We start from the raw sequence: 25602 nt of genomic DNA, 5'->3' as shown, positions 1-25602 counted from the left end.
GTTAAGTGAACTCCGATAAGCTCCGCCATGCGGCCATCAACAGTCTCGGTCCTCGCCGCCCTTGTGCTCACGTCCTGCGCGAGCCTGCCGTTGGCTGCAACCGCAGACGAAGTAGGGATTTCGGCGGACACCATCCTGTTCGGCCAGGCGGCCGCGCTCGGCGGACCGTCCTCGGCGCTGGGGCAAGGCATGCGGCAGGGGATTCTGGCCGCCTTTGCCGAGGTGAACGCCAAGGGCGGCGTGCACGGCCGCCGGCTTGAACTGATCAGCCGCGACGATGGCTACGATCCGGATCGGTCGGTGATAGCCACCGTAAAACTGATCGAGGAGGACAAGGTGTTCGCGCTGATCGGCGCGGTCGGCACCCCGACCTCGATGGCGACAGTGCCGATCGCCGCCGCCAAGAACGTGCCCTTCATCGGTCCGTTCAGCGGCGCGGAGTTCCTGCGCGCCTCCGAATTCCAGAACGTCGTCAACATTCGCGCAAGCTACAGCGCAGAGGCCGAGGCGTGGATCAAGCATCTCACCGAAGACCTGCATCTGAAGAACATCGCGATCTTCTATCAGGACGACGCGTTCGGCCGTGACGGCCTCGCCGGCGTCAAGACGGCGCTGGCGTGGCGCGGCATGGAGCTTGCGTCGGAAGGCACCTTCGAACGCAACACCCGTGCGGTCGGCGCGGCCTTCAAGGCGATCCGGCGTGCCGAGCCGGACGCCGTGGTGATGGTCGGCACCTACGGCCCCTGTGCCGAGTTCATCAAGCTCGCACATCGACGCGGCTTCAATCCGACCTTTGTCGCGATCTCCTTTGTCGGTGCCACGGCGCTGGCGAGAGAGCTCGGCAATGACGGCAAGGGCGTGATCGTCTCCGAAGTGGTGCCGTTTCCGTGGGACACGCGATTGAAGCTCGTCGCCGATTACCAGGCCGCAGAAAAAGCGCTCGACCCCGCGCTGACGCCGGACTTCATTTCGCTCGAAGGCTATCTCTCCGGCCGCCTCGCCGCCAAGGCGCTCGAGATGGCCGGCCCCAACCCGACCCGCGCGGACCTGCTCCGGATCATCCACGACGTCGGCCGGTTCGACATCGGCGGTGACGTCATCGCCTTCGGCGACAAGGCCCGCGAGCAGCCGCCGCGCGTGTTCCTGACCGTGATCCAGCCCGACGGCAGTTTCAGGGCGGTGGATAAGCTGTAGCGTCTATTCAACTCAATCACCCGACCATCTCAGACCGTCATCCTGAGGCGCTCGCGAAAGCGAGCCTCGAAGGATGTACGGCCCCGCTGTGAGAGCCGGGCCGTCGCCCTTCGAGGCCGCCGCTTACGCGGCGGCACCTCAGGATGACGGTGATGGTTGGGAGCTCGTGGGAGCAATTGTCGGCGTCCCCTGCCTAGCTCCCCTCGCCCGTCTTCTTCTTCGGCCGTGGCGGGCCTTCGACGGGCGGTAGCGACCCGACGTAGGTCGCGATCGCGTCGCGATCTGCCTCCAGCAATTGCGAGATGTTCTTGATCACGCGGGTCATCGAGCCGCCGGCGCTGTCACCGTCCGGCGTCTGGCCGGTCTCGAGAAAATAGGCGATGTCCTTTTCGTTCCAGTCGGAGAGGCCCTTCTGGGTGATGTTGGGCACCCAGCCCTCGCCTTCCGGATTGGGCCCGCCGGCGAAGCGCTGCGAGGCGATGATGCCGCCGAGAAAATTGCGCGGGCTGTGGCACTCGGCGCAATGGCCGAAACTGTTGACGAGATAGGCACCGCGATTCCACGCCGCCGAGCGCGACAGATCGGGCGCGAACGGCTGTTGATCGAAGAACAGCAATTTCCAGATGCCGATGTTGCGGCGGATGTTGAACGGGAACGGGACGTCGTGGTCGCGCACCTTGCCTGCGACAGGCGGAAGCGTCTTCAGGTAGCCGAAGAGATCGCGCACGTCTTTCGGCCGCGCATGCGCATAGGAGGTATAGGGAAAGGCCGGGAAGTAGTGCGTCCCCTCCGGCGAGACGCCGCGCATCACCGCATTGACGAAATCCTCCTCGCGCCAGCGGCCGATGCCGTCAGCCTTGTCGGGCGAGATGTTGGGTGCGTAGAAGGTACCAAAGGGCGAGGGAATAGCCAGTCCGCCGCCGAGCTTCAAACGGTCGGGCTGGTTGGGAACGGCATGGCAGGACGCGCAGCCGCCGGCGTTGAAGATCACTTCGCCGTTGGCGATGTCGGGCGTGAATGCGGGGGCGGTTACGGCGCCGGCCAGCGGCACGGACGTCAGCCACCAATACAGGCCGAACGCCGCCCCGGCGGCGATGAGGGCGGCAAGCAAGGTCCGGCGCGGCATCCAACGTCCCGTCATGTCCGGTCGCAACCTTAGGGCCGGTGCCGCCGTTACTCCAGTCATCAAATTGTGCCACGATTTGTGGCGGGATTGCCGCTTTTTCGGGAATAAACCCACAAAGGCCATTGTTGTGAAATCGTGGCGACAACAACAGGGAGAGAGCCATGACCAAAGCCATGTTTGCTGCATTTGCGTTGGGAGCAGCGGTGCTGTTCGCCGGCGCCGCCAGTGCCGAGACGTTCAAGGCGACACTCGATGCGAAATCCGAAGTGCCGCCGAATGCGAGCACCGCGACCGGCACCGCCGACATCAATTACGACCCCGCCAGCAAGAAGCTCTCCTGGAAGCTCACCTATTCGGGCCTGAGCGGACCCGCCACAGCGGCGCATTTCCACGGGCCCGCCGAGCCCGGCAAGAATGCCGGCGTCGCCGTTGCGATCCCCAACGCTGGCACGAGTCCCGCCGAGGGCAGCGCCACGCTCACCGACGCCCAGGCCGCCGATCTCGAGGCCGGCAAGTACTATGTCAACGTCCACACCGCGGCCAATCCCGGCGGCGAAATCCGCGGGCAGGTAACGAAGTAACAAGGGGCGAAGTAGTAGGGCGAACTCCGCTGTCTAAGTCTCACGCCACTGTCGAAAGCGGACGATCCAGTATTCCAGAGACGGCTTAAGCTCAGACGCCTCTGGATACCCCGCTTTCGCGGGATATGACGGCCGGAGCGGGCTTGAAGGCAGGGAATGTGTCCACAAGCAAAAAGGGCGGATGCATCGGCATCCGCCCTTTCCGTCCGCTGCGCAGGTTATCGCAAACTCAGGTCTTCTTGATGCGGTAGGTCTCGTGGCAACCGCCGCACTGCTTGCCGATGACGGCAAGCTCGGCCTTGAGCGTGTCGAGATCCTTGATCTTGCCCTTGGCGTCGCTCACCACCTTGCTGAAGCTTGCGATGTGGTCGGCGAAGCCGGCCTTGTCTTCCCAGATCTTGGACGAGGGGCTGTAGTCGCCGTCGAACGGCTTGTCCTTGATGCTCTCCGGAAACAGCGTGGGCAGCTTGGCGGCGGTTTCGGAGAACTGGGTGAGTGCCGCATCCACCGTCGCCTGATCGTAGGGCTTCTCGCCCTTGATCATCGCGGACAGCGCGCCGGCATTCTTGCCGTTGCCCTTCATCATCGCCTGGGTGTCCTTGACCTGGTCCCCCGCCGCCATGACGGCACCAAGACCGATCAGAATGGCGCCGGCAACTACAATACTTCGCTTCATCCTATTCCCCTGATTTCAACCTTGACCATTTTGCTGGCGAGGCTTGCCTAGAGCATGATCCGGAAAAGTGTGTAGCGCTTTTCCGAAGAAATCATGCTCAAACAAAGACAGAAACCCCACGCCGAGCCCTTCATTCCAGCATCACAAACTGTGCCGGCGCTGGTGCTCGCGAATGGCGATCCAGACCCGCTCCGGCGTTGCCGGCATGTCGATGTGGTCGATCTTGTATTCGCGCCATAGCCCCTCGACGATGGCGTTCACGACCGCCGGGCATGAGCCGATCGCGCCGGCTTCACCCGCCCCCTTCACCCCCATCGGATTGGTCTTGCAGGGAATGTTGTGGGTCTCGAAATGGAAGGCGACGCCGTCGGCCGCGCGCGGCAGCGCGTAGTCCATGTAGGTGCCGGTGATCAGCTGCCCGTCGGTCGGGCTATAGACCACCCGCTCCATCAGGGCCTGCCCGATCCCCTGCATCACCCCGCCATGCACTTGGCCGGCGAGCAGCAGCGGATTGAGCGTGACACCGAAATCGTCGACGATGACGTAGTTGACTATTCTGACGATGCCGGTTGCCGGATCGATCTCGACCTCGGCGATATGGGTGCCGTTGGGATAGGTGCCGTCGGCGCTGTTGAAGGTCGCACTGCCGTTCAGCTTGTCGCCGCCCGGACGCTTTGCGAGATCCGCAAAGCTGATGGAGCGGTCGGTGCCGGCGATCCGCACCACGCCATTGTTGATCTCGAGATCGGCGGCGCTGGTCTCCAGCGCCTCGGCTGCGAGCACCTTCATTTGCTTGCCGAGCTCGGTCGTGGCGCGCTGCACCGAGACGCCGCCGGTCGGGATCGAGGCCGAGCCGCCGGTGCCAAGCCCGGTTGCGATCTCGGCGGTATCGCCCTGGTGGACATGGACGCGCTCGGGCGGCACGCCGAACTGCTCGGCGACGATCTGGGCGTAGGCGGTCTGGTGACCCTGCCCGCTCGACTGCGTGCCGATCAAGACAAGAATGTCCCCATTGGGATCAAGCCGCACATTGGCGGTCTCATCGCCCATGGTGCCACAGATCTCGACATAGCTCGACATGCCGATGCCGCGGACGAGGCCCTCCTTCTTCGCGGCCTTGACGCGCTTGGGAAACTCCTTCCAGTTCGCGACGTCCATCGCCCGCTTCATGTGCGCGGCGAAATCACCGGAGTCATAAATCTTGCCGGTGATCGTCTTGTACGGCAGCTGCTTCGGCTGGATGAAGTTCTTCCTGCGGATCGCATCCGGCGTCATGTCGAGCTTGCGCGCGCACGCGTCAACCAGGCGCTCGATGACGTAAGCCGCCTCCGGCCGCCCCGCGCCGCGATAGGCATCGACCGGCACGGTGTGGGTGAACACGGTGCGGACGCGGCAGTGGAAGGTCTGGATGTCATAGAGCCCCGGCAACATGCCGGCGCCGCCGTGCGGGATGTAGGGCGCGAAGGTCGAGAGATAGGCGCCCATGTCGCCCATCAGGTCGACATCCATGGCGAGGAATTTGCCGTCCTCGGCCAGCGCCATCCGCGCTGTCGTGACATTGTCGCGGCCCTGCGCGTCACCCACGAAGTGCTCGGAGCGATCGGCCGCCCAGCGCACCGTCTTCTTCAGCTTGCGCGCAGCGACCGCAAGCAATGCGTATTCGCGATACGGAAACAGCTTGGTGCCGAAGCCGCCGCCGACATCGGGGCAGATCACCCGCATCTTGTCAGTGGGGATCTTCAGGACATTCTGGCACAGAATGTCGCGCAGGCGATGGCTGCCCTGGCTGCCGGCGGTGAGCGTCAGATGATCGCGCTTGGCATCGTACTCGCAGACCGCGGCCCGCGTCTCCATGAAGCTCGCGACTACGCGCGGATTGACGATGGAGATTTCCGCAACCGCATGCGCCTTGGCAAAGGCTTCCTCGGTCGCCTTCTTGTCGCCGATCGGCACGTCGAACAGGATATTGCCGGGCTTGTCCGGCCAGACCTGCGGCGCACCGGGCTTGACCGCATTGGCAACGCCGGACACCGCCGGCAGCGGCGTCCAGTTGACGTTGATGGCTTCGATGGCGTCGCGCGCGTGATCGATGCTGTCGGCGACAACGAAGGCGACGGCATCACCGACATGCCGCACCTCGTCCTTTGCAAGGATCGGGTACGGCGGGCCGGTGAACGGATCGACCTCGAAATTGAACAGGCACGGCAGGCCGCCGAGATCGGCGATATCGTCTGCGGTGAGGATCAGCGCCACGCCGGGCAGTGTGCGCGCCTTGCTCGCATCGATGGTGAATTTGGCATGCGCATGTGGCGAGCGCAGCACCAGCGCGTGCAGCGAGGCCTGCGGCGCCGTGTCGTCGGTGTAGCGGCCCTTGCCGCGGATCAGTGCGTCATCCTCCTTGCGCAGGACACTTTGACCGACGCCGAACTTGATGGGAGCAGCCATCTCATCTCCAATTTCTTATTGTGACTTGCGAGGCATATTGCAGCGGATTGCCGTGCTGTGCAAAGGGTTTAGTGGAACGCTATCAATCCGACCGCTATCGCAGTGCGCCATTGGTACAGACGCGACACCCTGACCGAGACCTCACAACGGGATTTGTCGATGGGGTCTCAGTTCGACCGTCTCGCGCCATAGCTCAATCACCCGCTTGACATCTTCGAACCGGTCGGTCTCCACGATCTGATTTGCGTAGCCCATGTGATGCGCAATTCCCTGGACCGCAAACGTCCAATATTGCGACATCAGCGGATTGATGAACAGCTCGTTTCCACTCGTCCGGTTGGTCGCATGATAGTCGCCGAATTCACAGCGCAAGGCACTCGCAATCGAGTTGCATACGATGCTCCGATGGACGGGCTGGCGCTGATTGGCGTAGTCGATGAGATCAAGAAATTCGTCGGCCTCCGGCGTGCCCGACTGCACCGAGAATGCCCCCAGGAAATCGCCGTCGCGCGTCAGCCGTGCGACATTTTCAAGGAACGCATGGTGCGAAACGCCGTGATAGTGATCGATACCAAAGCCGAGCGCGGCAAGCACCGCTCGTTCACCTGCAGCCCGACTAACAGCCACTATCGAAACGGCGTCCTCGATGGCGCTCCCGATTCCCGGTTCGTCACCGAAGATAATGCTGTCGGTGCCGCCGTCGACCAGCACAACGAGATCGACTTGATGCTCGCGGATGATCAACTCATAGGCAGAGCTCAACGGCACGACGCCGCTCTTTGCGAAGACATAGACCGGCGCCGCCCGCTCATTCCTGTTCAGCCATTCGACCAGCCATTTCTCAGGAAAATAAGGCAATTCGCTCGACTGCCGGTCGACGCGCCAAAGGGTGGACGCGATGCGTTCTCCGCCGCACATCCAGAGATTGGTGAAGGAGAAGTTCGCAAAGACCACGCTCTTGCCCCTCGCCCGCAAATATTGAGCGCGCGGGACACCGGCGAAAACATCAAAACCGCCGCCACAGCCTGCGATAAGCACCTTTTGTGAGTTTTCCAGCCGGGTAATAAAGGGGATCATGGTAGAACTGATTTGACTTCAAACAGGCGCCAAGCGCTTCACCTTGATCGGCCGCTTGCGCACCTGCGCCAGGTCGTAGCTCATCTGCATCTTGAGCCACGTGTCCGCGGTGCTGCCGATCGCCTTTTCGAGCTTCACGGCCATCTCCGGCGTGATGCCACTGCGGCCCGCAATCACGTTGTGAAGCTGCTGGCGCGTGATACCAAGCCCCCGCGCGGCCTCCGAGATTGAAATCTTCAACTCTCCAAGAGTATCGCCGATTAACTCGCCGGGATGGGGAGGATTTTTCATCTCCATAATCTTCTCCCTCAGTGATAGTCCACAAGATCGACATCGGACGCGTTGCCCTCCTCGAAGCGGAAGATGACGCGCCAATTCGCCCTGACAGTGACCGCCCAGAATCCCTTCAGGTCGCCTTTCAGCGGATGCAGCCCGAATGTCGGCAACCTCATCGCCTCAATCGTCTCTGCGGCGTGCAGCGTCGCAAGAATCTGCCTGAGCTTGCGTACATGCTCCGCGCTAACGCCTTTGGCGTTATCGTCCTCAAAAAGCTGCCTTAGTCCCTTGTGTCTGAAATTCTCGATCATTGCTCACTGATCGTTCGGCGAGAACTGTAAAGCGAACTTTTGCATATGTCAAATGACGCTTTACAGTTATTCACGATCGAGCAGGACGGGACGCTACCGCACCAGCGTCTTGAGCCACCTCGGGCCGAACAGCAGCAGGATCGATCCGGCATAGATCACGGCCCCGACAAGCACCAGGATCAGCAGCACGATTTCGTCACGGAAGGCGGTCAGCCCGGAAAGATGCGCCGCAGCAAATCTGGCCGTCAGCCACAGCGCCGCGGCGAGCAGGACTCCGGTCGACGCAAATCTGAGAAGCGATTGCACCAGCGCGCGGTTCAGCTCGAGATAGCCGGCCCGCACCGCAAAGCCGAGCACAAGGAGGAGATTGATCCAGGCGCCGATGGCGGTGGCAAGCGCCAGGCCGACCTGGGCGAGCGGTCCCATCAGCAGGAGCTTCAGCGCCACGTTCACGCCGATCCCCGTGAGCGAGGCCTTGACGGGTGTCGCGGTGTCCTTGCGGGCGTAGAAGGTCGCAACCGCGCTCCTGATCAGCACGAAGGGAATGAGCCCGACCGCATAGGCCGCGAGCGTCGCGCCGGCTGCGGCTGCATCTGTCTTTGTGAATGCACCGCGGGCGAACATCGCACGCGTGATAACGTCGGGCACGGCGAGGAAGGCCGCGACGAAGGGCACGCCTGACAACAGGGTGAAATCGAAGGCGCGGCGCTGGGCCTGCATGGCACCTTCATGATCATGTGCGGTGATCCGCCGCGACATTTCCGGCAACAGCACGGTGCCGACGGCAATGCCGATCACCCCGATCGGCAGCTGATTGAGACGGTCGGCATAATAGAGCGCCGACAGCGCGCCCGCCGGCAGAAATGTCGCGATGATGGTGTCGGCGAACATCGCGACCTGCGTGCCCATCGAGCCCAGCGTGGCCGGGCCAAGCGCGCGGAAAAAGGCGCGAATGTCCTCATCCAACTTCAGGGGGGCGAACCGCGGCAGGCCGCCATGCGTGGCGAGATCGCCGGCGAGCAGGAAATATTGCAGGAAGCCGGAGACGAGGACGCCCCAGGCGGCAGCGTGACCCACGGTCGGGAAGAATGCGGCGATCGCAAGCGTCGCCATCATCGAGATATTCAGAAAGATCGAGGCGGCGGCGGCGCTGGCATAGCGATGCATCACGTTGAGCATGCCGCCATAGAGCGTCACCAGCGTGATCAGCAGCAGATAGGGAAAGGTGATGCGCGTGAGCGCGATGGCGAGATTGCGCTGCGCGTCGTCATGGGTGAAGCCCGGCGCGAGCAGCGTCATGAGCTGCGGCATGAACAGCCAGGCCAGGGCCAGCAGCACCACCTGCGACAGGAACAACAGCGTGAAGACGCGGTCGGAAAACAGCTTTGCCGACGTCTCGCCCTTGCCGCCCTGGACATGGGCATAGGCGGGAACAAAGGCGGCGTTGAAGGCGCCCTCGGCAAAGATGGCGCGGAAGTGATTGGGCAGCCGGAACGCGACAAAGAACGCGTCGGCTACCGGTCCCGCGCCCAGGATCGCCGCGAGCATGATATCGCGGGCGAACCCCGTCAGCCGTGAAAGCAGGGTATAGCCGCCGACCGTGAAAATGCGCCCAAGCATGCGCCGCTTCTAGACGAAGTGAGCTTGAGTTTGAAGGGAAGAACTTTTCTTCATCCTCCCCTGGAAGGGGAGGATGGCTGCGGAGCAGGTGGCGACAGATCAGGCCAGCGCGCCGCGGACGGCGGCGATGATGCGGTCCTGGGTCGCTTCGTCCAGATAGGCGTGCATCGGCAGGCTGATGACGTCGGCCGACAGCGCCTCGCTGACCGGCAGGCCGCCATCGGCGACCGGGAAATGGCGATAGGCGGTCTGCTGGTGGATCGACTTCGGATAATAAATCGCAGTCGGCACGCCCTGCGCCTTCAGCGCGGCGGCGAACGCGTCGCGATTCGTCCCCTTGGGCAGGCGGATGGTGTATTGCGCCCAGACCGAGCTGCAGCCGGGCTTCAGATGCGGCACCTTGACCACATTCCCCAAGCCACGCGCGTAACGCTCGGCGACGGCGTTGCGGGCTGCGATCTCGTCCTCGAAGATTTTCAGCTTCTCGATCAGGATCGCCGCCTGCATCGTGTCGAGCCGCGCGGTCAGGCCGAGCCGGACATTGTCGTATTTGTCAGTGCCCTGCCCGTGCACGCGCACGCTGCGCAGTGCGGTGGCAAGCTCGTCGTCATCGGTGAAGATGGCGCCGCCGTCGCCGAAACAGCCGAGCGGCTTTGCCGGGAAGAAGCTCGTTGCGGTGGCATGCCCGATCGAGCCGAGCTTGCGGCCCTTGTAGCTCGCGCCGAAACCTTGCGCGGCGTCGTCGAGCACGAAGAGACCTTCGGCCGCGGCGACCTCGGCAATCGCGTCATGGTCGGCGCTCTGCCCGAACAGATCGACCGGGATCACGACCTTCGGCTTCAGCCCGCGCCGCTTTGCCTCCGCGATGCCGCGGGCGAGCGAGGCCGCATCCATGTTGAAGGTCTCCTCGTCGACATCGACGAGAACGGGCGTCGCTCCGGTCAGCGCCGCCGCTTCGCCCGTCGCGCAGAAGGTGAAGGACGGGCAGAGCACGGCATCGCCCGCGCCGATGCCCTTGGCCATCAGCACCATCAGCAGCGCGTCCGTGCCGCTCGAGCAGCTCACGACATACTTGGCGCCTGAGAAGGTGGCGAGCTGCTTTTCGAGCTCGGTGATCTCAGGGCCGCCGAGGAACTGGCAATGCGTGAGCACGCGGGAGACCGCCTCGTCGATCAATTTGCCGAGCCGGGCGCGCTGGGCGCCGACATCGATGAAGGGAATGGGTTGCGGACGCAGATGCTGGTTCATGTGCTGGTTCGTGGACCCTTGCAGCGGTTGTGACATCGACATGGGTGAAGCTAGCCGACCACGCGACGCGGCCCCTTGCGGGAGGTCGGCGCGGCCGCGGGCTTGGGCGAGCTTTCCAGGCAGCGCGTGGCGATCTCAAGGCTGGCGACGCCCTCGTCGCCGGTGACCGCAGGCACACCGCCGGTGCGCACCGCGTGCAGGAAGGCGATCAGCTCGGCGCGCAGCGGCTCGTCATGGCCGACGGGCAGATGACGCATGGAATAGCTGCCGTCGGGCTTGAAGCCGAAACATTCGGTGACCTGGCGGGTCAAGAGGTCGCCCATGACATATTTGCCGCGGGTCGCAACGGTGACGTTGCGCGCCTTGAACGGCGTCAGCCAGTTGGTGTTGATGTGGGCGAGCACGCCGTTGGCGGTGCGGAACTGCAAGAGCGCGATATCCTCACGCTCGGCGACAGCACTGGAGAGCTGCGGCTGCACCTCGACAATGTCGGATTCGGTGAACCAGCGAATCAGATCGATGTCGTGCACGGCCAGATCAATGACCACGCCGACATTGGACATGCGTGGCGGGAACGGCCCGACCCGGGTGATGCCGATGGAGAGAATGTCCTCGCCCGCGATCGCGTGCTTGATGGCGGCAACCGCCGGGTTGAAGCGCTCGACATGGCCGATCATCAAGGTCACGTCGGACGCTTGCGCAGCGGCGACGATCTCGCGCCCCTCCTCGACCGTCGAGGCGATCGGCTTCTCGACCAGGACATGAATCTTCTTCTCGATGCAGGCGAGCGCGAGCTCGTGATGCAGATGGGTGGGCGCGGCGATGCTGACGGCATCGACGCCCTCGGCGATCAGCTCATCCAGCCCGGTGAAGGTGCGGCAATTGGTGAGATCGGCGGCGCGCGAACGATGCGCCGGCAACGGATCGACCACGCCGACGAGGCTGGTGTCGGGCAAGCCCGCGAGCACGCGGGCGTGATTGGTGCCCATCACGCCGGCGCCGATGACGCCAACGCGAAGCGACCGCTTCGGTGCGATCTTCATGTCTGATCCGGTCCCCCTGGAACTCATACCTTCAACCCCCAATGGTCGCGTCACCCGAACCAACCCCGACGGCTTCCTAACACGTCGTCACACATGTGGCGAATGCAGAAAGCTTTAACCGGACACGATTTGATTCAAACGATTACAGGCGCAAATCGAGAATTCCTCTGCGATTCGAATAGCCTGCGTTCTCCGCGAATTGGCGCGGAATTTAGGCAAAAACGCGTGCGCCGTGCGCACACGCACGGCATTTTATGCCCGATTCCGTTACCTCCCGATTCAACCCTGGCGTGGCGCTATTTGCCGAGCGAACCGAGGTAGCGGATCGCCGTAATGCTCGGCAAGAAGGTGTAGGCTCCGCCCCTTGCGCGAACAAAGCGCGGCAGCGTGCGCAGGCGGAACGTGGTGCCCGATTTGAGCACGAGATCGAACCAGCTGGTCTCCGGCGCATTGGCACCGATCAGGGGATCATTGGAGCCGGTGACGCGCGGATCCTGCAAGCCGACATTGACCCAGTCGGTGCACATCGCCTCGAACTGTGCGCCGAGGCTCGCACCGATGAAATTGCCGAGCAGCCCGCGCTCCGGGCTATCTGCCGCGTCGGGCGTTGCGGGATCGTAAGGTGGGCCATAGGGCATGCCGCGCCGGACCAGGCGACGGCTGTTGTTGGCCACGCGCTGGACGATCTGCGCGTTACGCGGGTTGGAGCGGCGGACATGCGAGCTGTAGGGACAGCCGGATGCCGCGGGGTAATCGAAGTTGTTGAACTCCTTCACGGGCAGCGGCGGCTGTGGATTGGGCGTGTCGGGCGAGAGTGCCAGCGGCACGCCGTTGCGCCAGCGGCCGCACATCTGCGCCGCCACGATCTCGCGCAGCGCGCCCTCGCGCGACAACCCCTCGCCGATCCTGGCTTCGTCGCCCTCCGGCAGCAACTCGTCGACGCCCTTTTGCGTCAGCAGATATTTCGCCGCCTCGGTCAAATAATTCTCAAAGCCGACGACGTCCTGCGCCAGCACGCGGAAGGCGTTGAACGAGCCGTTGCGGCCGAGCGCGACCGGATCTGGCACGCGCCAGAACAGGCCCTCGAAATTGTTGGGATAACCGAGCAGCACGGTGCCGATCGGCGCCATGGGCTGTGGATCGGGATAGTCGGCGGGATCATGGATCTCGGCAAAGCGCGGCTGGGAGATATTGTCGCGATAGCCGAAATGCACATAGTCGCCGTTGAAATTGTCGCCGTCGCGCGTGCCGAGCAGGCGGAAGGTGCGCGCGTGCTGCAAGGCCTGACCCTGGAGGCGGTCGAGATCGGCCGTCTCCCTGCCATAGAGCGAGACGATCAGGTGAATGTCATCAGGCTTGTCGAATGGCGATGGCCAATGCTCTGGCGAACTGTCACCGATATCGCCGAGCTTGAGCGCCCGCGCGGTCATGCCCTCCACGAACTCGGTCGGGAAGCTCGCAAGCGAAGCGCTTGAAACGCCCAGCGCCCGCAAGCCCTCGAAGGTCAGGCCGATGTCGAAACAGGTCGCCGGCTTTTCATCCCAGGGCGCCTGCGAGGTCACCTGCGGCACGCCGCCACTGCCCGAGACCGTGGCGCCGAGCCAGGCACGCGCCTCCGTCACGTCGGCGACGGACAGAATGAGATGCCGCACCCGCGGCTGGCGGTAGCCTCGCAGGATGTTTCCCTGCACGTCAGCAACGTCGAACATGGCTTACCATCCGATCCCGAATTGCTTGCGGACCTCGGCCACCGAATAGCCGGGATAGGCGCGATACCCGCTGCCCAGCGAGACATTGGGGTTGACATGAAGCTGCAGGATCAAATCCCGCGGCAACAGCCTGAGATCCCTCGTAATTTCGGTCGCACCGCTGACCGCCTCGATGTCCCGGAACAGGTCGGTGGCCTGGTCCGAGACCTGGTAAAGGTCGTGGGCGTGCACCCAGTCGATGAACTTCTCGACATTGCTTTCGGAGGGGATGACGTCCTCGCCGCCCTCGACCAGGCCCACCACGGCATCGAACACGCTGCCGATGGTGGCGATGAAATCGCGGATGTAATTGGTGAAGTCGCCGTCATAGACGGAGAACATGCAGATATTGTCGCCGACTATGACAAAGCGGGCGAAATGCACGGTGCCGACATTGTCGAGGCCAGCATAGATCTCGTCCTTGTTGGCGGCAATCGCCAGCGCCGCCTTGGCGCGGCCGACCGCCGACTTGTCCTTCAGCGGCATGATCAGGTTCATCATGTGCTGCACATTGTCGCCCGGCTGCACCGAATAATGCGGGCCGCCCGCCTGCGGCTTCACCGGCGTGCGCCAGGCCCAAAACGGCACCAGGACATACGCTGCCACGAACTGCATGATGCGCGTGTTCGGAAGCTGGTCGACAAATCGCTCGAACCACTCGGCAAGCCCGGCCATTACTGCGCTCCATGTGAGAAGGGGCACGCCGTGCCGCCGCGCCGCTTGCGCGACTCCTCATAGGCGTCGCGGCGGGCCAGCAGGATCGGATCGTTGGACGGCTCGATGCCGTCGACCAGCCGCCATGGATTGAAGCTGATGTGCTCGGCTGCCGCCGCCTGATCCTCGGCGACCTTGGTCAAGGTCAGCGTGCCCATCACCACCCGCACGCGGTGGGCCGGCCACGGCACGGTGGGATCGTCGAACGCGTCGCCGCTCTCGCCGATGGTCATCATCAGAAGAAACCGCGCCGGCCATTGCTTGAGGCGCTCGCGGATCTCGGCTTGAAGATAATTGTCGACCGGCGGCAGGGTGGGATCGGTGTTGCGCACGCCCGCAACCGGCTTCCAGGCAAAGCGGACCGGGCGGCGCACCCCGTCCGGGTCCGTCACGATGAAGGTGTGGACGGCGTGATAGGCGGCGCGGCAATAGCTGACCGGCGCCCCGATCGACCCCGCCTGGAACACGGCGAGCTGGGCGACGGGATGCGCATTGGCATATTCCAGCGTGCCGGCATCGCCGCTTGCGGTTTGCCCGGGATGGGGATCGGGCAGCGGCGGCTTGAGCTGCAGCATGTCCAGGAGCTTCTGCCAGGGTGAAGCCTTCCTGACCGGCCGCTGCCGCGCCGCCGTGGTGAACGCGATGAACTCCTTCGTCGTCCGCACGAAGAAGCCGTTCAGCGTCATGGCGATCAGGTCGGTCGCTCCATTCTGTAAATGAAAGCGCGTCGCCATGCCGCGCACGTCGTTCCATCCGTCGTGCTGCACCGGACTGCCCGAGCCGTTGGAGAAGCGCACCGAAACCGGCACCCGCTGCCCGCCGAAATGCTCAGCGCGACAATAGCTTCGCGCCACATCTGAAGCTTCAAAATAACCTTCAACACCAACCCCGATGGTGTGGATCGGCCGCGTCCCCGGCTTGTGATCGGGAAAGTCGTCAATGATGGCCTGGACGAGATCGCTCGCCGAAGGGTCTGGCGCTGCGTTGTTTTGGGCTGTCGGATGTTGCGCGGCGGATGTTTGAGCAGAAGGTGTATCGTCCATGCCCCCTCCCCAGGACGGACGACCACCTCTTCAAGGCTTCGCCGCGTCCGTCTTCGTCCGATTGGCGGTCATGCGCCGCCACGCCTCTATGATGTACCTGCGCGCTTCCGTGGGGTCAAAGGTTGATCCACGTTCGGCTGCAGTTTCAAATGCAACATCTCCCAGGTTGTCCCTCGCTTTTGTGACGGCTTCGCGCGCCGCGCGGTCGAGTTTCAAGGGCGAAACCTTGAGCGCCCCGGCCAGCACGGCCAGTTGCTCATAGGCGCCGAGCGCCGCAAGGGGCAGCACCAGGGAGCGGATGGTGAGCCAGGTGTAGAACGTGGTGCCGTGGCTCGGCAGCTCCATCAGGGACTGGATATAGATGTCGAAGGCCTGTTCCGGCGGGGCATGCGCCGCCTTGAGGTCGGCAATCAGCTGCTTGACCCGCTGCGCGCCCAGATGGTTGCCCGCCATCTTGGCCCATTCGGCGGTGGTCTCGAACTCGTCGATTGCGACGTTGTAGTCCGCAGCAACGCCGCCGCGGGCATAATGGATGTAGCCCATCAGGGTCGGCGGCAGCACCGCCTGCCCCTGCCCTATCTCGCTGGCCTGGCGAACGGCTTCGGCTGCTCCGTCCGGATCGCCGGTGCGCGCTTTCAGGTTGGCGATCATGCAGAGCGACATCACCTCGCAAGGCACGTTGCCGGCCGCACGGGCCTCCGCGATCGCGGCCGTGAGGTTCTTGCCGCAGGCCTTGGGGTCGCCGGACCATTGCGCCATCTGGCCCAGCACGTGCGACAGCCATCCCTTGGCTGATTCCAGACCGGCGGCCTCCGCCGCGAGGCCCCGTGCAATGAAGGCGTTGGCCTTGGCCTGATCCCCCTCATCATGAAAGGCGTGTCCGGCCGCGGCCGCGAGCAGGATCGGCGCCTGCGAAAGCCTGTCGGCGGCGGGTCGCGCCATGATGCGCTCATACCAATTGCCGGTCTCGGCGCCGCGATGCCAATAGTTGAACAGGAACAGCGGCGCGGCGAGTTCGGCGGCGAGCTTGAGATCGCGCGCGAGGGCGCGGTCGAAGGCGGCGCGCAAATTCGGCATGTCGTCATAGATCGCGTTCGCCGCCTTGCTCTCATGCATGGTCGCGATCTGCTCGCCAAGCTTCTTCGCCCGCGCGGCATAGACCTCGGCATGCCGCATTTCCACGGTCTCGAGCAGCCCGGTCTCCTCGAGCTTCTCGCGGCCGAAGGCCTGCACCGTCTGCAGCATGCGCAGCCGCCGCAGGTTGGCGGTATCGCGGCCGAGCAGCGAGGTCTCGATCAATTCGTCGATCCCGCGCAGCACGTCGAACTCGCTTGCCATGTCGCCGGCGCAGATCGCAAGCAGCTGCTCCTCATGGAACGAGCCCGACAGCACCGACATGCGCTGCAAGACCTTGCGGCTGTTGGGATCGAGCAGATCGTAAGACCATTCGAGCGTGTTGCGCAGGGTGCGATGGCGGCCGACGCGGCGGCGGAAGCCGCCGGCTGCGAGGTCGAGCGGCTTGTTGATGCCGCTCTCGATGCTGTCGAGATTGCGCTGGCGCAGCTGCGCGGCGGCGATCTCGATCGCGAGCGGAATGCAATCGACGCCGGCACAGATCCGCGCGATCCTGGCGATGTCGTCGCCGTCAGGCTGGAAGCGGTGGTTGGCCAACCTGCCCCGCTCGATGAAGAGCCGCACCGGCGCCGACTGGCCGAAGCGATCCTGCGCGCGCGAATCGAGCGAGGTGACCTCGTACACCGCCTCGCCCTCGATGCCGAGCGTGCCCCGGCTGGTGTTGATCAGGAACACCTCGCCACAGGCCGAGCCGAGCTCGGTGACGGCGTCCGCGATCGGATCGAGCACATGCTCGCAATTGTCCATCACCAGCACCGCGCGCGCATCGTGCAGGCGCTCCAGCACCTGGATGCGCGGCTCCACGCCGGGCGATGGCGGGATCAAGAGCGCGTCCGCAATCGCCGGCCAGACGTCGCCGTCGCGCTCCAGCGCGGTCAGATCGACCAGCCAGGCGCCTCCCGCGAAGGACGGCTCGAGCGAGCGGGCAAACTCGATCGCAAGCCGCGTCTTGCCGATGCCGCCCGGGCCGACCAGGGTCAGTAGGCGCGATTCCAATGCGAGCGCGGCAAGCTCGTCGAGCTCACGCTCGCGGCCGAGGAACGAGGAGAGATTGGCCGGCAGGTTGCCGTTTGCCGTCTCGCGCTTGCCGCCGATCGGCGGAAAAGTGTTGGGCAGGTCGGCCGCGGTGACCTGGTGGACACGGATCGGCTCGATGCCCTTGAAATGATGCTCGCCCAGATCAGCCAGCTGGAACGGCGTCTGCAAAAGGTCGCTCGCCAGACGCTGCACCGTTGCGTCCGAGATCAGGATCTGGTCGGCATTGGCGGCGCTCTGCAGCCGCGTCGCGGTCGGCAGCGCCGGGCCGAAGAAGTCGGTTTCGCCGCGCGCGCGCGTGAGCCCGGTGTGGATGCCGAAGCGAACCTGCAGCCGCCCGGTCGGCCCCCAGTTGACATGGCGCATCTCGCGCTGCGCCTCGATGGCCGCGAGCACCGCATCGAGTGGACGGTCGAACGAGGCGAGCACGCCATCACCGGTGCTTCGGAAGGGATTGCCGGCATGGCGCCGGATCGCGGCATTCAGGATCTGGTCGTGCAGATCCATTGCCGCCATCATGTCGTTGGGATAGCGGCGCGTCAGCGCAGTCGAGCCGACGATATCGGTGGTGAGAATGGTTCGTTCGCGGTTGTCGGACGAAAAATCCGTTGGCGTGGCCTGGCTCATGGATAGGCGTTCAACGAACTGGTCCCGATTTCCCCCTGCTCTCTCAATCGAGTTCACCATGGGACCGCATGACCGGACCGAGTTCCGGCCGGTGGCGCCACCCCTGAATACGCCCGAGAGAAGCGCTATCGAGTCTAGGTGAGATGAACGGGCTCCGCAATGTGCGCACCGAGGCCAAGTGCCCTTCCCTGGGGACATGCCCGCGACCCAGGCCCCGAACTGCGGCTCTCACGGCCTTGTGTTCCCCGTCGGCGGTAACGGGCGGCCCGGAACACACGAACCTCCAATGCAGAGAAAATTTGTCTCAACAAGACGCCTCGGAGGGCATCATGTTCTATCGTCACCTTGCCGCATTGGCCGTTCTGGGCCTAACCGCCTCTGCCGCCAGCGCGGCCGAGCGGCCCGTCGTGGTCGAACTCTTCACGTCCCAAGGCTGCTCGTCCTGCCCGCCCGCCAACGCCTATCTCAATGAGCTGGCGCGGAGCCGCGCCGACGTGCTGCCACTCGCGTTCCACGTCACCTATTGGGACCGGCTCGGCTGGAAGGACCCGTTCTCGCTTGCCGAGGCGACCTCCCGCCAGGACGTTTACGGCCATCGCTTCGGCGACGGTTCCTACACGCCGGAGATCGTGGTCGACGGCGCGTCCAGCCATGTCGGCTCGCACCGGGAGGATGTCGGCGCGGCGATCGACGCTGCGAAGCGGCGGAGCACGACTGCAGCAAGCTTGCACGTGGCCAAGGCCGCGGATGGCGTCTCAATCGACGTCGGCGCCGGCGAGGGCCGCGGCAGGCTGCTCCTGATCGGCTTCGATCACGACCACACCACCCCGATTCGCCGCGGCGAGAATGGCGGACGGACGCTCGATGAAGCCAATGTGGTGCGCTCCGTCCGCAGCATCGCCGACTGGCGGGGATCGCCGCTGACCTTGCGCGAGAAATTCCCCGAAGGCGAGGATGTCGCGGTCATCCTGGAGGCGCCGGACGGACGCATCGTCGGTGCGGCACGGCTGTCAGGCAGCTAAAACAGGGAAGCGGATTCAATTTCCCTGCTAACAGGCAAAACTACAGGGAAATTGTCGCCCGCACGCTCACCAAGTGGCAGAACGGCAGGAGAATTCGCGCGATTTCAACACCTCCTTCAAGTCATCACGGACTGATCAATTAACGAAAGAGGGAAAGCCTTCATGGCAACAGGGACTTTTGCAGCTCCCCTGAACTCCGGGAGCGGGCTGCCTCTCGAGGAGAGCATAGCCTATTCGGCGCTTCGCTCCTATCTATGGATAAGGAGAGCGCCCCATGTATCGTCCGGCAAGGCCCCTCGAAGAGCTCGCGATAGACCTGCTGCTCCAGTCGCTTGGTGAACATCGATATAATCGCTCGGCGCAGGAGTATGCTCACCTCTGTTCGCTGATTCCTCGACTCAAGCAGGCCCACTACCTCGTGAATCAACGGCTTCGCGACCTTGATGTGGCAGGCATACGACCGTGTGAGATATGCTATTTCAAGCCGGGCGATCTCATGCCGCATTACGCGCCCTTCCCGACCTCGATTTCCATTGAGACGCTTCGCAACGGGCTGATCGCCGTGGGATTCAGAATCCCAAAGCGAAGGGCCTCGGCACGATCTTCTTGTTCTGTTTAACTTTTTAATTCAGTTTACCGCCCGCGCCGGTCGTGGTGCATATGTATGGCTCCCTTTTCACAAGGAGCAGCAACATGACGGCTCGATCCATACCAACCACGGTCCGTTGCCCCAACAAGCGCAGCGAAAAATCTATCGTGGCCTGTAGGGAATTGGGGAGGGCAAGATGACCCTCCGCAATGAGTTGCGGGCGCACCACGCTCGCACGCCTGCCAAGCGACCTGACGTTGGCTACGGCCGCCCACCCGTCGAACACCGATTCAAACCTGGCCGATCCGGCAACCCGCGCGGCCGCCCAAAGGGGGCGAAAAACGAAGCGACGATCATCGCCGAGCTTCTGAGCCGGAGATTCGAGGTTCGCCAGGACGGCAAGGTACGGACCATGAGTCTGCTCGAAGCCATTTTGCTCCGATTCGCCGAGGACGCCCTCTTGGGCAACCCGAAGTTCGCGGCTTTTCTGCTCAACCGCAAGATGCTCGCGGAGTCGTCCGAACCGCCAGCAATCGCCGTGCCCGATAGCAACGACAAGAAGGTCTTGGAATTTTACGCCCGAGAACTGGAGGAGCAATTTAAGCGAGGAGACGGCAAATGATCGACCAGGACCTCGCGCTCGCAGACACAATCCTGCGCCAGGATTTCGTAACTTTCCTCTATCGGTGTTTTCTCGATCTCAATCCTGGCGCCCGCTTCCTTCCGAACTGGCACATCAAGGCGATCGCTTACCAGCTTGATCGGGTTCGACGCGGCGAGCTCACCCGCCTTATCATCAACCTGCCGCCACGTTATCTCAAATCGATCATGATCTCGGTCGCGCTCCCGGCATTTTTATTGGGCCATGAGCCGTGGCGTCGCATCATCGCGATCAGCTATGGGGATCAGCTCTCGAGCAAGCATGCAAGTGACTTTCGCGCTATCGTGCATTCGCCGTGGTACCAGCGAGCATTTCCAAAAATGCAGATTGAGCGCAGCACCGAAAGTGAGGTGACCACGACCGAGCGTGGGTTTCGCAAGGCGACCTCCGTTGCCGGGACATTGACAGGACTCGGGGGCGACCTGATCATCGTCGATGACCCGCAGAAGCCCGCCGATGCGCAGTCCGATGCACGCCGCGGCAGCCTCAATCAATGGGTGACAAATACCCTGCTCTCGCGCCTCGACAACAAGCAGACCGGCGCGGTCATTGTCGTCATGCAGCGCGTCCACATCGACGACCTGTGCGGATTTCTCGCCGCCGCGTCGAACGATTGGCAGGTGCTGAGCTTGCCTGCGATCGCCGAGCTGGAGGAACAAGTCCCGATCGGCCCAAATGAGAGCTACAATCGCGCTGTCGGCGAGGCGCTGCATCCGGCACACGAATCGCTCGATACACTGCAGAGGCTGCGGGAGAGCCTCGGTCCCGACACGTTCTTCGCACAATATCTTCAAAAGCCCGTTCCGGCCGGCGGCACCATGATCAAGCGAACTTGGCTGCGGTACTACGACCAACCGCCGGCGCGCATTCCGGGCAGCCGGGTGATCCAGAGCTGGGATGTGGCCGCCAAGGACGGCGCCAAGAATGACTGGTCGGTCTGCACGACCTGGCTGGTTGCCGACGGCAATTACTATCTTCTCGATGTCGTCCGAGATCGATTCGAATATCCGCTCCTCAAGGATACGGCGATCGAGCTCGCCCGTCGTTTCCAGCCCTACCAGATCCTGATCGAAGATGCATCGACCGGCACTGCTCTGGCGCAGGAGTTCCGGAGGAGGGGCGATTTTGTCGTCAATCTGGTCAAGGTCCAGCGCGACAAAATTGGCCGCCTTTACGTGCAACAGGGCAAATTCGCCGCCGGTCGGGTGTGGTTTCCAACCGCCGCTCCGTTCCTGGCGGAGCTTGAGTCGGAATTGCTGGGCTTCCCGCACGGCCGCCATGATGACCAGGTGGACAGTCTCTCCCAAGCGCTGGCGTTCGAAGCTACGAGTTTCGATTCGACCTGGAATTGGGTCTGATGATTGCCCGGACGTGAGCCCCCCGCGCAGTCCAGGGGGCTCCCGGGGCTTAAGTCGCTCGTGGTAGGGAATCAGTAACGGGCCGCGACCGGTGCTCCCCAGCCGCCGAAGCGGTAGTTAAAGCGTACGGTGACCATGTCCACGTCCTGGCTGATCCGGTCGTTGAGTACGGCCGCAAGGCGCGGATCGACGACGGAGAACGAGTTGTTGTTGTGGCCCATGAACAGATGGTCGTATTCAACACCGACCGACCAGCCCGGGCTGAAGCCGTATTCGAAGCCGACGCCCACTGTGCCTCCCCAGCGCGTGCTATCTGCTGAGACCAGACCGACCCCGGTGGTGTTGTCGAATATGGTAAGGCGATTGCCGGTAACAGCTGCGCCGCCCTTGAAGTACAGCAGGGCCGCGTTCCACGCCCAGCCCAGTTGGCCAGTGATTAGGCCGATGCCGTCGGTTTTTGCTGTGGTCGAGAGCGTCGGATTGAACAGACTGACGCGCGTGTTTTTGAGGTCGGCCCAATCGCCCTGACCTTCCACACCGACCACAAACTGGTTGAATTGCCAACGATAGCCGATCTGGCCGCCGACAACCCCTCCGGACCGATCACCGCAACCGCTCGCGAATGTCCCGAGAGCCGTGATGAAATCGACGCAACTATGGCTCTGTGCCCAGCCGCCGTTGGCCCCGATGTAGAAACCGGTCCAGTCATAAACCGCAACGACCGGCGCGGGAGGCGCTTTGACATAGGGTTTCGCCGCCAGGTCCGCCGCTGAGGCGGGAGCGGCCACACTGAATGCGGCGAAGCCCATGGCTGCCGCGAACCAAAATTTCCTCATTCGTGATCTCCATCCCTGTCGCGTCCAAAAAAATCCGGCCGCGACCGCCAAAAAATGATGCAAACGCTCAATTCCAACGCGATTTGTACCTCGTTTGGTCCTGAAATACTGTGCCCCGCTTGCAACGGTGGGATTTTCAACTGTGGCGAGAGCGAGACATCACGGGAAGCGATTTTGACGCTTTCTGCGTCATCCCACCTCTGGCCCATCGGGTCATTTCGCGGCTGCGGCGCGACCGATCGGATTCGGGGCAAAGCGGACGCTAGGTTCCTTGCGTCGGAAATCGGTCGCTGGTTTAGCTCAGCTCACGACCCGATACTTCCTTGCTCTCTTCTGGCGGCTCCCGGCACCCCATCGCTCCAGATACAGCGCCTAGATGCTCCCGATCAGCTCCAACCATCGTCGGCCGTTGCTCGACGCGAGCAGCAACGCCCACATTGTCGCGCGCAACGCGGGCACAAAGCTGGAGAGTTGAATCGACTTCGGCGCGGAATGTCATCGCTTGGCAATATGAGAAAGGATACGGGCGCTTCTCGTTTTTGCCGCCCTCGACGGCCGTGCGCGTGACTAGCTTATTTCTCCGGATGCACACGCCAGATCTGGGAGCATGGCGCGAAGTTGCCAACTCACTGCGCGCCTTTGCTGACATCCCCTAGGCTGAGATCGAGCTGACCGTAGCCTTGGTCTGGCCCGATGCACGGTCAGCAAGTACGTGAACTGAGCCCCCCGCGCCGGCCTGACGTCCGGCTCGAGAACCGCCCGTTTCCGCCGCCTTCCGATCGGTCCAGCGACGAGCGTCCGCATCCGGACTGGACGCTTGTGCATCGCGAGCTGATCAGCCCGCCTCTGTTCCGATAACACGCTGGTCGCTCGCCTGATGGAAGCCGTCTATATGGAAACGGGGCCCTTCCCGACCGGCGCCGTCGATACAACGGCGCGTTGCGACATGCCGACGCTGTAGTGCAGGCATAGAACTTCGCGAATGTGGCGCGTGCAGTTTCTCTCCGTCGGCATCTCGATCCTCCGCGGTTGGGCAAAAGACCGAGCTACCCCGGTGGCAGACTGTCAGCGATGCGCACCTCTTGGTTGTGCCCGATTACGATCGCTGGAAATAGCGATCACGAACTCTGGAATGGGTGATCACGACGGCCTGAAATCGGTGATCACGATCGGCTGGACCACTCAGCCAATCCTCTATCTTGTTCGAAATTGGCTCTCAGGCAACTAGCCGACTCCGCGACGAGGAGAGTGCATCTCGAATGTCTCTACGACCATTCGCGGCTGAGCGGACCATCGATATTCTAGCCTCTGATACATGAACGACAGTGCCTAGGTCGCGGTCAAGAAGGCAACAACGATGGTACATCTTCTTCATGACTCCAATCATTCAGCGTCGTCGTGGCGCAGTGGGCGGCGCTGATCGCAGCTGGTCTGTTACTCGGAAAAACATGGTCTGAAACATTCGGTATCTGGTGCGCCACTCTACTGCAAGATGCCAATCGTAGACGTGGCACCAACCCGATTCGATGCCCCTCAGCCGCGTCGACCCGTGTGAAAACTTCGGCACGGTGAGGCTCAACTCCCCTGCCAAGAATGCACCCTCCAAGCTGTCGTTCATGCTCGGCACAAAAGAAAAACCCCCGGCAGTTGCCTGCCGGGGGCTCGTTGAGATCCTCCGTCAGGAGGCCTCGGTCAGAAGTTGCGCTGAACGCGGGTCAAGAGCTGCACGTTGTCCTGATTCCTGAACTCGTAAACGGCCGTCGGCTTGCCGACTGATGCGAAGCTGGTGAGAGCCGTGCCGGTCATGTTCTGGTCGATGTGGCTCCAGGTCACGTCGGCCGAGAAGGTCAGGTTCTTGACAGGAGTCCAGCGGGTGATGAAGCCGAGCTGTGCGATGTCGTAGTTCGGATTGCAGCCCGTGATCGTACCGCCGGGCGCAGCCAAGGCCGAGAGGCCAAGAGCGGGGAGGCCCAGCGACGTGCTGTTGCAGATGAGGGCCGAAGCCGTGCTGCCGTAGTGAACGGAAGCGAACGCACCGTACAAGCTGGAACTCCAGTAGGGATCCCAGTTGTGGTTGAACGCACCGCGCATACCCCAGGTCTGGATCGTCTGCTGCGAAGTGCCCGCAGCGAACACCGTGTCGGGAGCGATACCCAACGCGACGCTCTGATAGGCCCCAAGCAAGCTGGTGCTGCCAAAGATGGTGGTCGCACCGTACTGGGAAGCCAGATCCTGGATGTTGTAGCGGGTCGCACCATCCGTATACACGCCCGACACGTTGATCGTGTCGCCCGGGCCCGTCGGGATGTTCTTGATGGTCAAGCCAGCCTGAACCGCAAAGCCCCACTTGTCAGAGGGATGTCCGGTGAGCTCGTTCGCGCCGTAATAAGCGGCGTGGTTGTCATGCGCTGCGGCCGAAAACTTGAACAGACCCCAGGCCTGGTCCACCGTGACCGTGCCGATGATGTCGGGAGCCGCGGTACCACCATAGTTACTGGCACCGAAAGCGCCGCCGGCGCTCAGGTTGTTCACGCCAGCCTGGTAATAAGCGGTCGGATCCTGCAGCGAGATCGCCGCATAGACGCCGTTGCCGAACTGAGCGGTATAGGTCAACTGATCGACACCAGTGACGTCGCCGCCGCCGCCAACGAGACCGTCGAAGTTGTTGCCCGGATAGTTGGTCCAGGGCATGCTGAACTCCGAGATCGCCTTACCGATGGTGAACCCGGCGAACTGGATGTACGCGTAGTAGACGCCGAGGGTGCCGCCTGCGACAGCGCCCGAGTTAGCGTTGTTCGGCGCTGACACGCCTCCAATCGACGAGTAAACCGTCGAGCCAGCCGCTGCTCCCGGTGAGTAGCTGTCCGTCGTCCAGCTCAGCGTGAACTCGGCGAAGGTACGAACCACACCGTATTCGGTTGCGGTGCGCGTATCGACGCTCAGGTCTTGACGAGCGCGAGTGGTGAAATAGTTCGTGAACCGATTCCGCGCGCCAGCCTGACCCGCGAAATCGCCGGTCGCATCCGAGTTTGCGTTGAAGACAACGTCGGCGCGCAGATAGCCGCCGAGCTTGATGCACGTATCGGTGCCCGGGATGTACCAGAATCCGGCACCATACAGGGAGCAAACCTTCACGTATTCGACCGCTTTGGCCTTGACGGGAAGGTCGGCTGCCTGTGCCCCGCTCATGACGACGAGACCCGCCGCTGAGCCGAGCATAAGGCTCTTAACCAACTTC

20 protein-coding genes are annotated in these 25602 nt (G+C 63.1%); 5 read left to right on the top strand and 15 right to left on the bottom strand.

The genetic code is table 11. From position 1 onward, the window contains the following. The first annotated feature begins 27 nt into the window (after positions 1 to 27). Positions 28 to 1194: an ABC transporter substrate-binding protein gene (locus VFB05_RS10265; protein ID WP_325011794.1), complete on the top strand. Its 1167-nt coding sequence runs from the start codon at positions 28 to 30 to the stop codon at positions 1192 to 1194. Positions 1195 to 1387: 193 nt separating this feature from the next. Here the strand turns inward: VFB05_RS10265 and VFB05_RS10260 are convergent, their stop codons facing one another. Further along, positions 1388 to 2320, bottom strand: coding sequence for a cytochrome c (locus VFB05_RS10260; protein WP_325011808.1), 933 nt, complete (start codon positions 2318 to 2320; stop codon positions 1388 to 1390). Positions 2321 to 2481: 161 nt separating this feature from the next. Between VFB05_RS10260 and VFB05_RS10255 the strand changes: the two genes are divergently transcribed. Further along, positions 2482 to 2901 carry a CHRD domain-containing protein gene (locus VFB05_RS10255; RefSeq protein ID WP_325011792.1) on the top strand — a complete coding sequence of 140 codons (420 nt, stop codon included), beginning with the start codon at positions 2482 to 2484 and terminating at the stop codon, positions 2899 to 2901. 229 nt (positions 2902 to 3130) lie between these two features. On the opposite strand, the gene VFB05_RS10250 is transcribed toward VFB05_RS10255, so the two are convergent. The 12 genes from VFB05_RS10250 to VFB05_RS10195 form a co-directional block, all read right to left on the bottom strand. Continuing rightward, positions 3131 to 3577, bottom strand: coding sequence for a cytochrome c (locus VFB05_RS10250; protein ID WP_325011790.1), 447 nt, complete (start codon positions 3575 to 3577; stop codon positions 3131 to 3133). A gap of 141 nt (positions 3578 to 3718) precedes the next feature. Continuing rightward, on the bottom strand, positions 3719 to 6022 hold the full coding sequence (locus VFB05_RS10245) for a xanthine dehydrogenase family protein molybdopterin-binding subunit (RefSeq protein WP_325011788.1): 2304 nt from the start codon (positions 6020 to 6022) through the stop codon (positions 3719 to 3721). Between the two features lie 141 nt (positions 6023 to 6163). Beyond that, positions 6164 to 7099 (bottom strand): DUF1152 domain-containing protein, encoded by a 936-nt coding sequence (locus tag VFB05_RS10240; RefSeq protein ID WP_325011786.1) that lies wholly within the window; start codon positions 7097 to 7099, stop codon positions 6164 to 6166. A gap of 18 nt (positions 7100 to 7117) precedes the next feature. After that, the gene (locus VFB05_RS10235) at positions 7118 to 7396 is read right to left on the bottom strand and encodes a HigA family addiction module antitoxin (RefSeq protein WP_325011783.1); all 279 of its coding nucleotides are present in this window, start codon (positions 7394 to 7396) and stop codon (positions 7118 to 7120) included. 11 nt (positions 7397 to 7407) lie between these two features. Further along, complete coding sequence (locus tag VFB05_RS10230; protein WP_325011781.1) at positions 7408 to 7686, bottom strand: type II toxin-antitoxin system RelE/ParE family toxin; 279 nt, start codon at positions 7684 to 7686, stop codon at positions 7408 to 7410. 93 nt (positions 7687 to 7779) lie between these two features. Continuing rightward, complete coding sequence (murJ, locus tag VFB05_RS10225; protein ID WP_325011778.1) at positions 7780 to 9306, bottom strand: murein biosynthesis integral membrane protein MurJ; 1527 nt, start codon at positions 9304 to 9306, stop codon at positions 7780 to 7782. A 99-nt stretch (positions 9307 to 9405) separates the two neighbouring features. Next, positions 9406 to 10554, bottom strand: a complete 1149-nt coding sequence (locus VFB05_RS10220) for a DegT/DnrJ/EryC1/StrS family aminotransferase (protein WP_325011776.1) — start codon at positions 10552 to 10554, stop codon at positions 9406 to 9408. Between the two features lie 50 nt (positions 10555 to 10604). Then, a complete protein-coding gene (locus VFB05_RS10215; protein ID WP_325011774.1) occupies positions 10605 to 11624 on the bottom strand; it encodes a Gfo/Idh/MocA family oxidoreductase in 1020 nt (339 codons plus the stop codon). A gap of 269 nt (positions 11625 to 11893) precedes the next feature. Next, positions 11894 to 13306, bottom strand: coding sequence for a hypothetical protein (locus tag VFB05_RS10210; RefSeq protein WP_325011772.1), 1413 nt, complete (start codon positions 13304 to 13306; stop codon positions 11894 to 11896). Positions 13307 to 13309: 3 nt separating this feature from the next. Then, positions 13310 to 14020 carry a hypothetical protein gene (locus VFB05_RS10205; RefSeq protein WP_325011770.1) on the bottom strand — a complete coding sequence of 237 codons (711 nt, stop codon included), beginning with the start codon at positions 14018 to 14020 and terminating at the stop codon, positions 13310 to 13312. Further along, positions 14020 to 15102, bottom strand: a complete 1083-nt coding sequence (locus tag VFB05_RS10200) for a catalase (RefSeq protein WP_325011767.1) — start codon at positions 15100 to 15102, stop codon at positions 14020 to 14022. Before VFB05_RS10200 ends, VFB05_RS10205 begins: the two co-directional genes overlap by 1 nt. 30 nt (positions 15103 to 15132) lie before the next feature. Further along, a complete protein-coding gene (locus VFB05_RS10195; RefSeq protein ID WP_325011765.1) occupies positions 15133 to 17898 on the bottom strand; it encodes an ATP-binding protein in 2766 nt (921 codons plus the stop codon). A 329-nt stretch (positions 17899 to 18227) separates the two neighbouring features. Here VFB05_RS10195 and VFB05_RS10190 point away from each other — a divergent pair, with 329 nt between their 5' ends. The 3 genes from VFB05_RS10190 to terL all read left to right on the top strand — a co-directional run bounded on the left by VFB05_RS10190 (position 18228) and on the right by terL (position 21528). Beyond that, positions 18228 to 18920, top strand: coding sequence for a DUF1223 domain-containing protein (locus VFB05_RS10190; RefSeq protein WP_325011764.1), 693 nt, complete (start codon positions 18228 to 18230; stop codon positions 18918 to 18920). A 785-nt stretch (positions 18921 to 19705) separates the two neighbouring features. Further along, positions 19706 to 20131, top strand: a complete 426-nt coding sequence (locus VFB05_RS10185; RefSeq protein WP_325011762.1) for a DUF5681 domain-containing protein — start codon at positions 19706 to 19708, stop codon at positions 20129 to 20131. Then, positions 20128 to 21528, top strand: coding sequence for a phage terminase large subunit (gene terL / locus VFB05_RS10180; protein ID WP_325011760.1), 1401 nt, complete (start codon positions 20128 to 20130; stop codon positions 21526 to 21528). The genes VFB05_RS10185 and terL overlap by 4 nt, the downstream gene beginning before the upstream one ends. Before the next feature lie 71 nt (positions 21529 to 21599). Here terL and VFB05_RS10175 read toward each other — a convergent pair whose 3' ends face one another. Continuing rightward, positions 21600 to 22364, bottom strand: a complete 765-nt coding sequence (locus VFB05_RS10175; RefSeq protein ID WP_325011758.1) for an outer membrane protein — start codon at positions 22362 to 22364, stop codon at positions 21600 to 21602. A 1692-nt stretch (positions 22365 to 24056) separates the two neighbouring features. Beyond that, a partial coding sequence (locus VFB05_RS10170; RefSeq protein ID WP_325011756.1) for a porin occupies positions 24057 to 25602 on the bottom strand: 1546 nt, incomplete at its 5' end.

The organism is Bradyrhizobium sp. (genome assembly GCF_035652035.1).
In the GTDB taxonomy this organism is placed as follows: domain Bacteria; phylum Pseudomonadota; class Alphaproteobacteria; order Rhizobiales; family Xanthobacteraceae; genus Bradyrhizobium.
The sequence above is the reverse complement of the archived record's forward strand: the minus strand, read 5'-3'. Positions and strand labels throughout refer to the sequence as shown.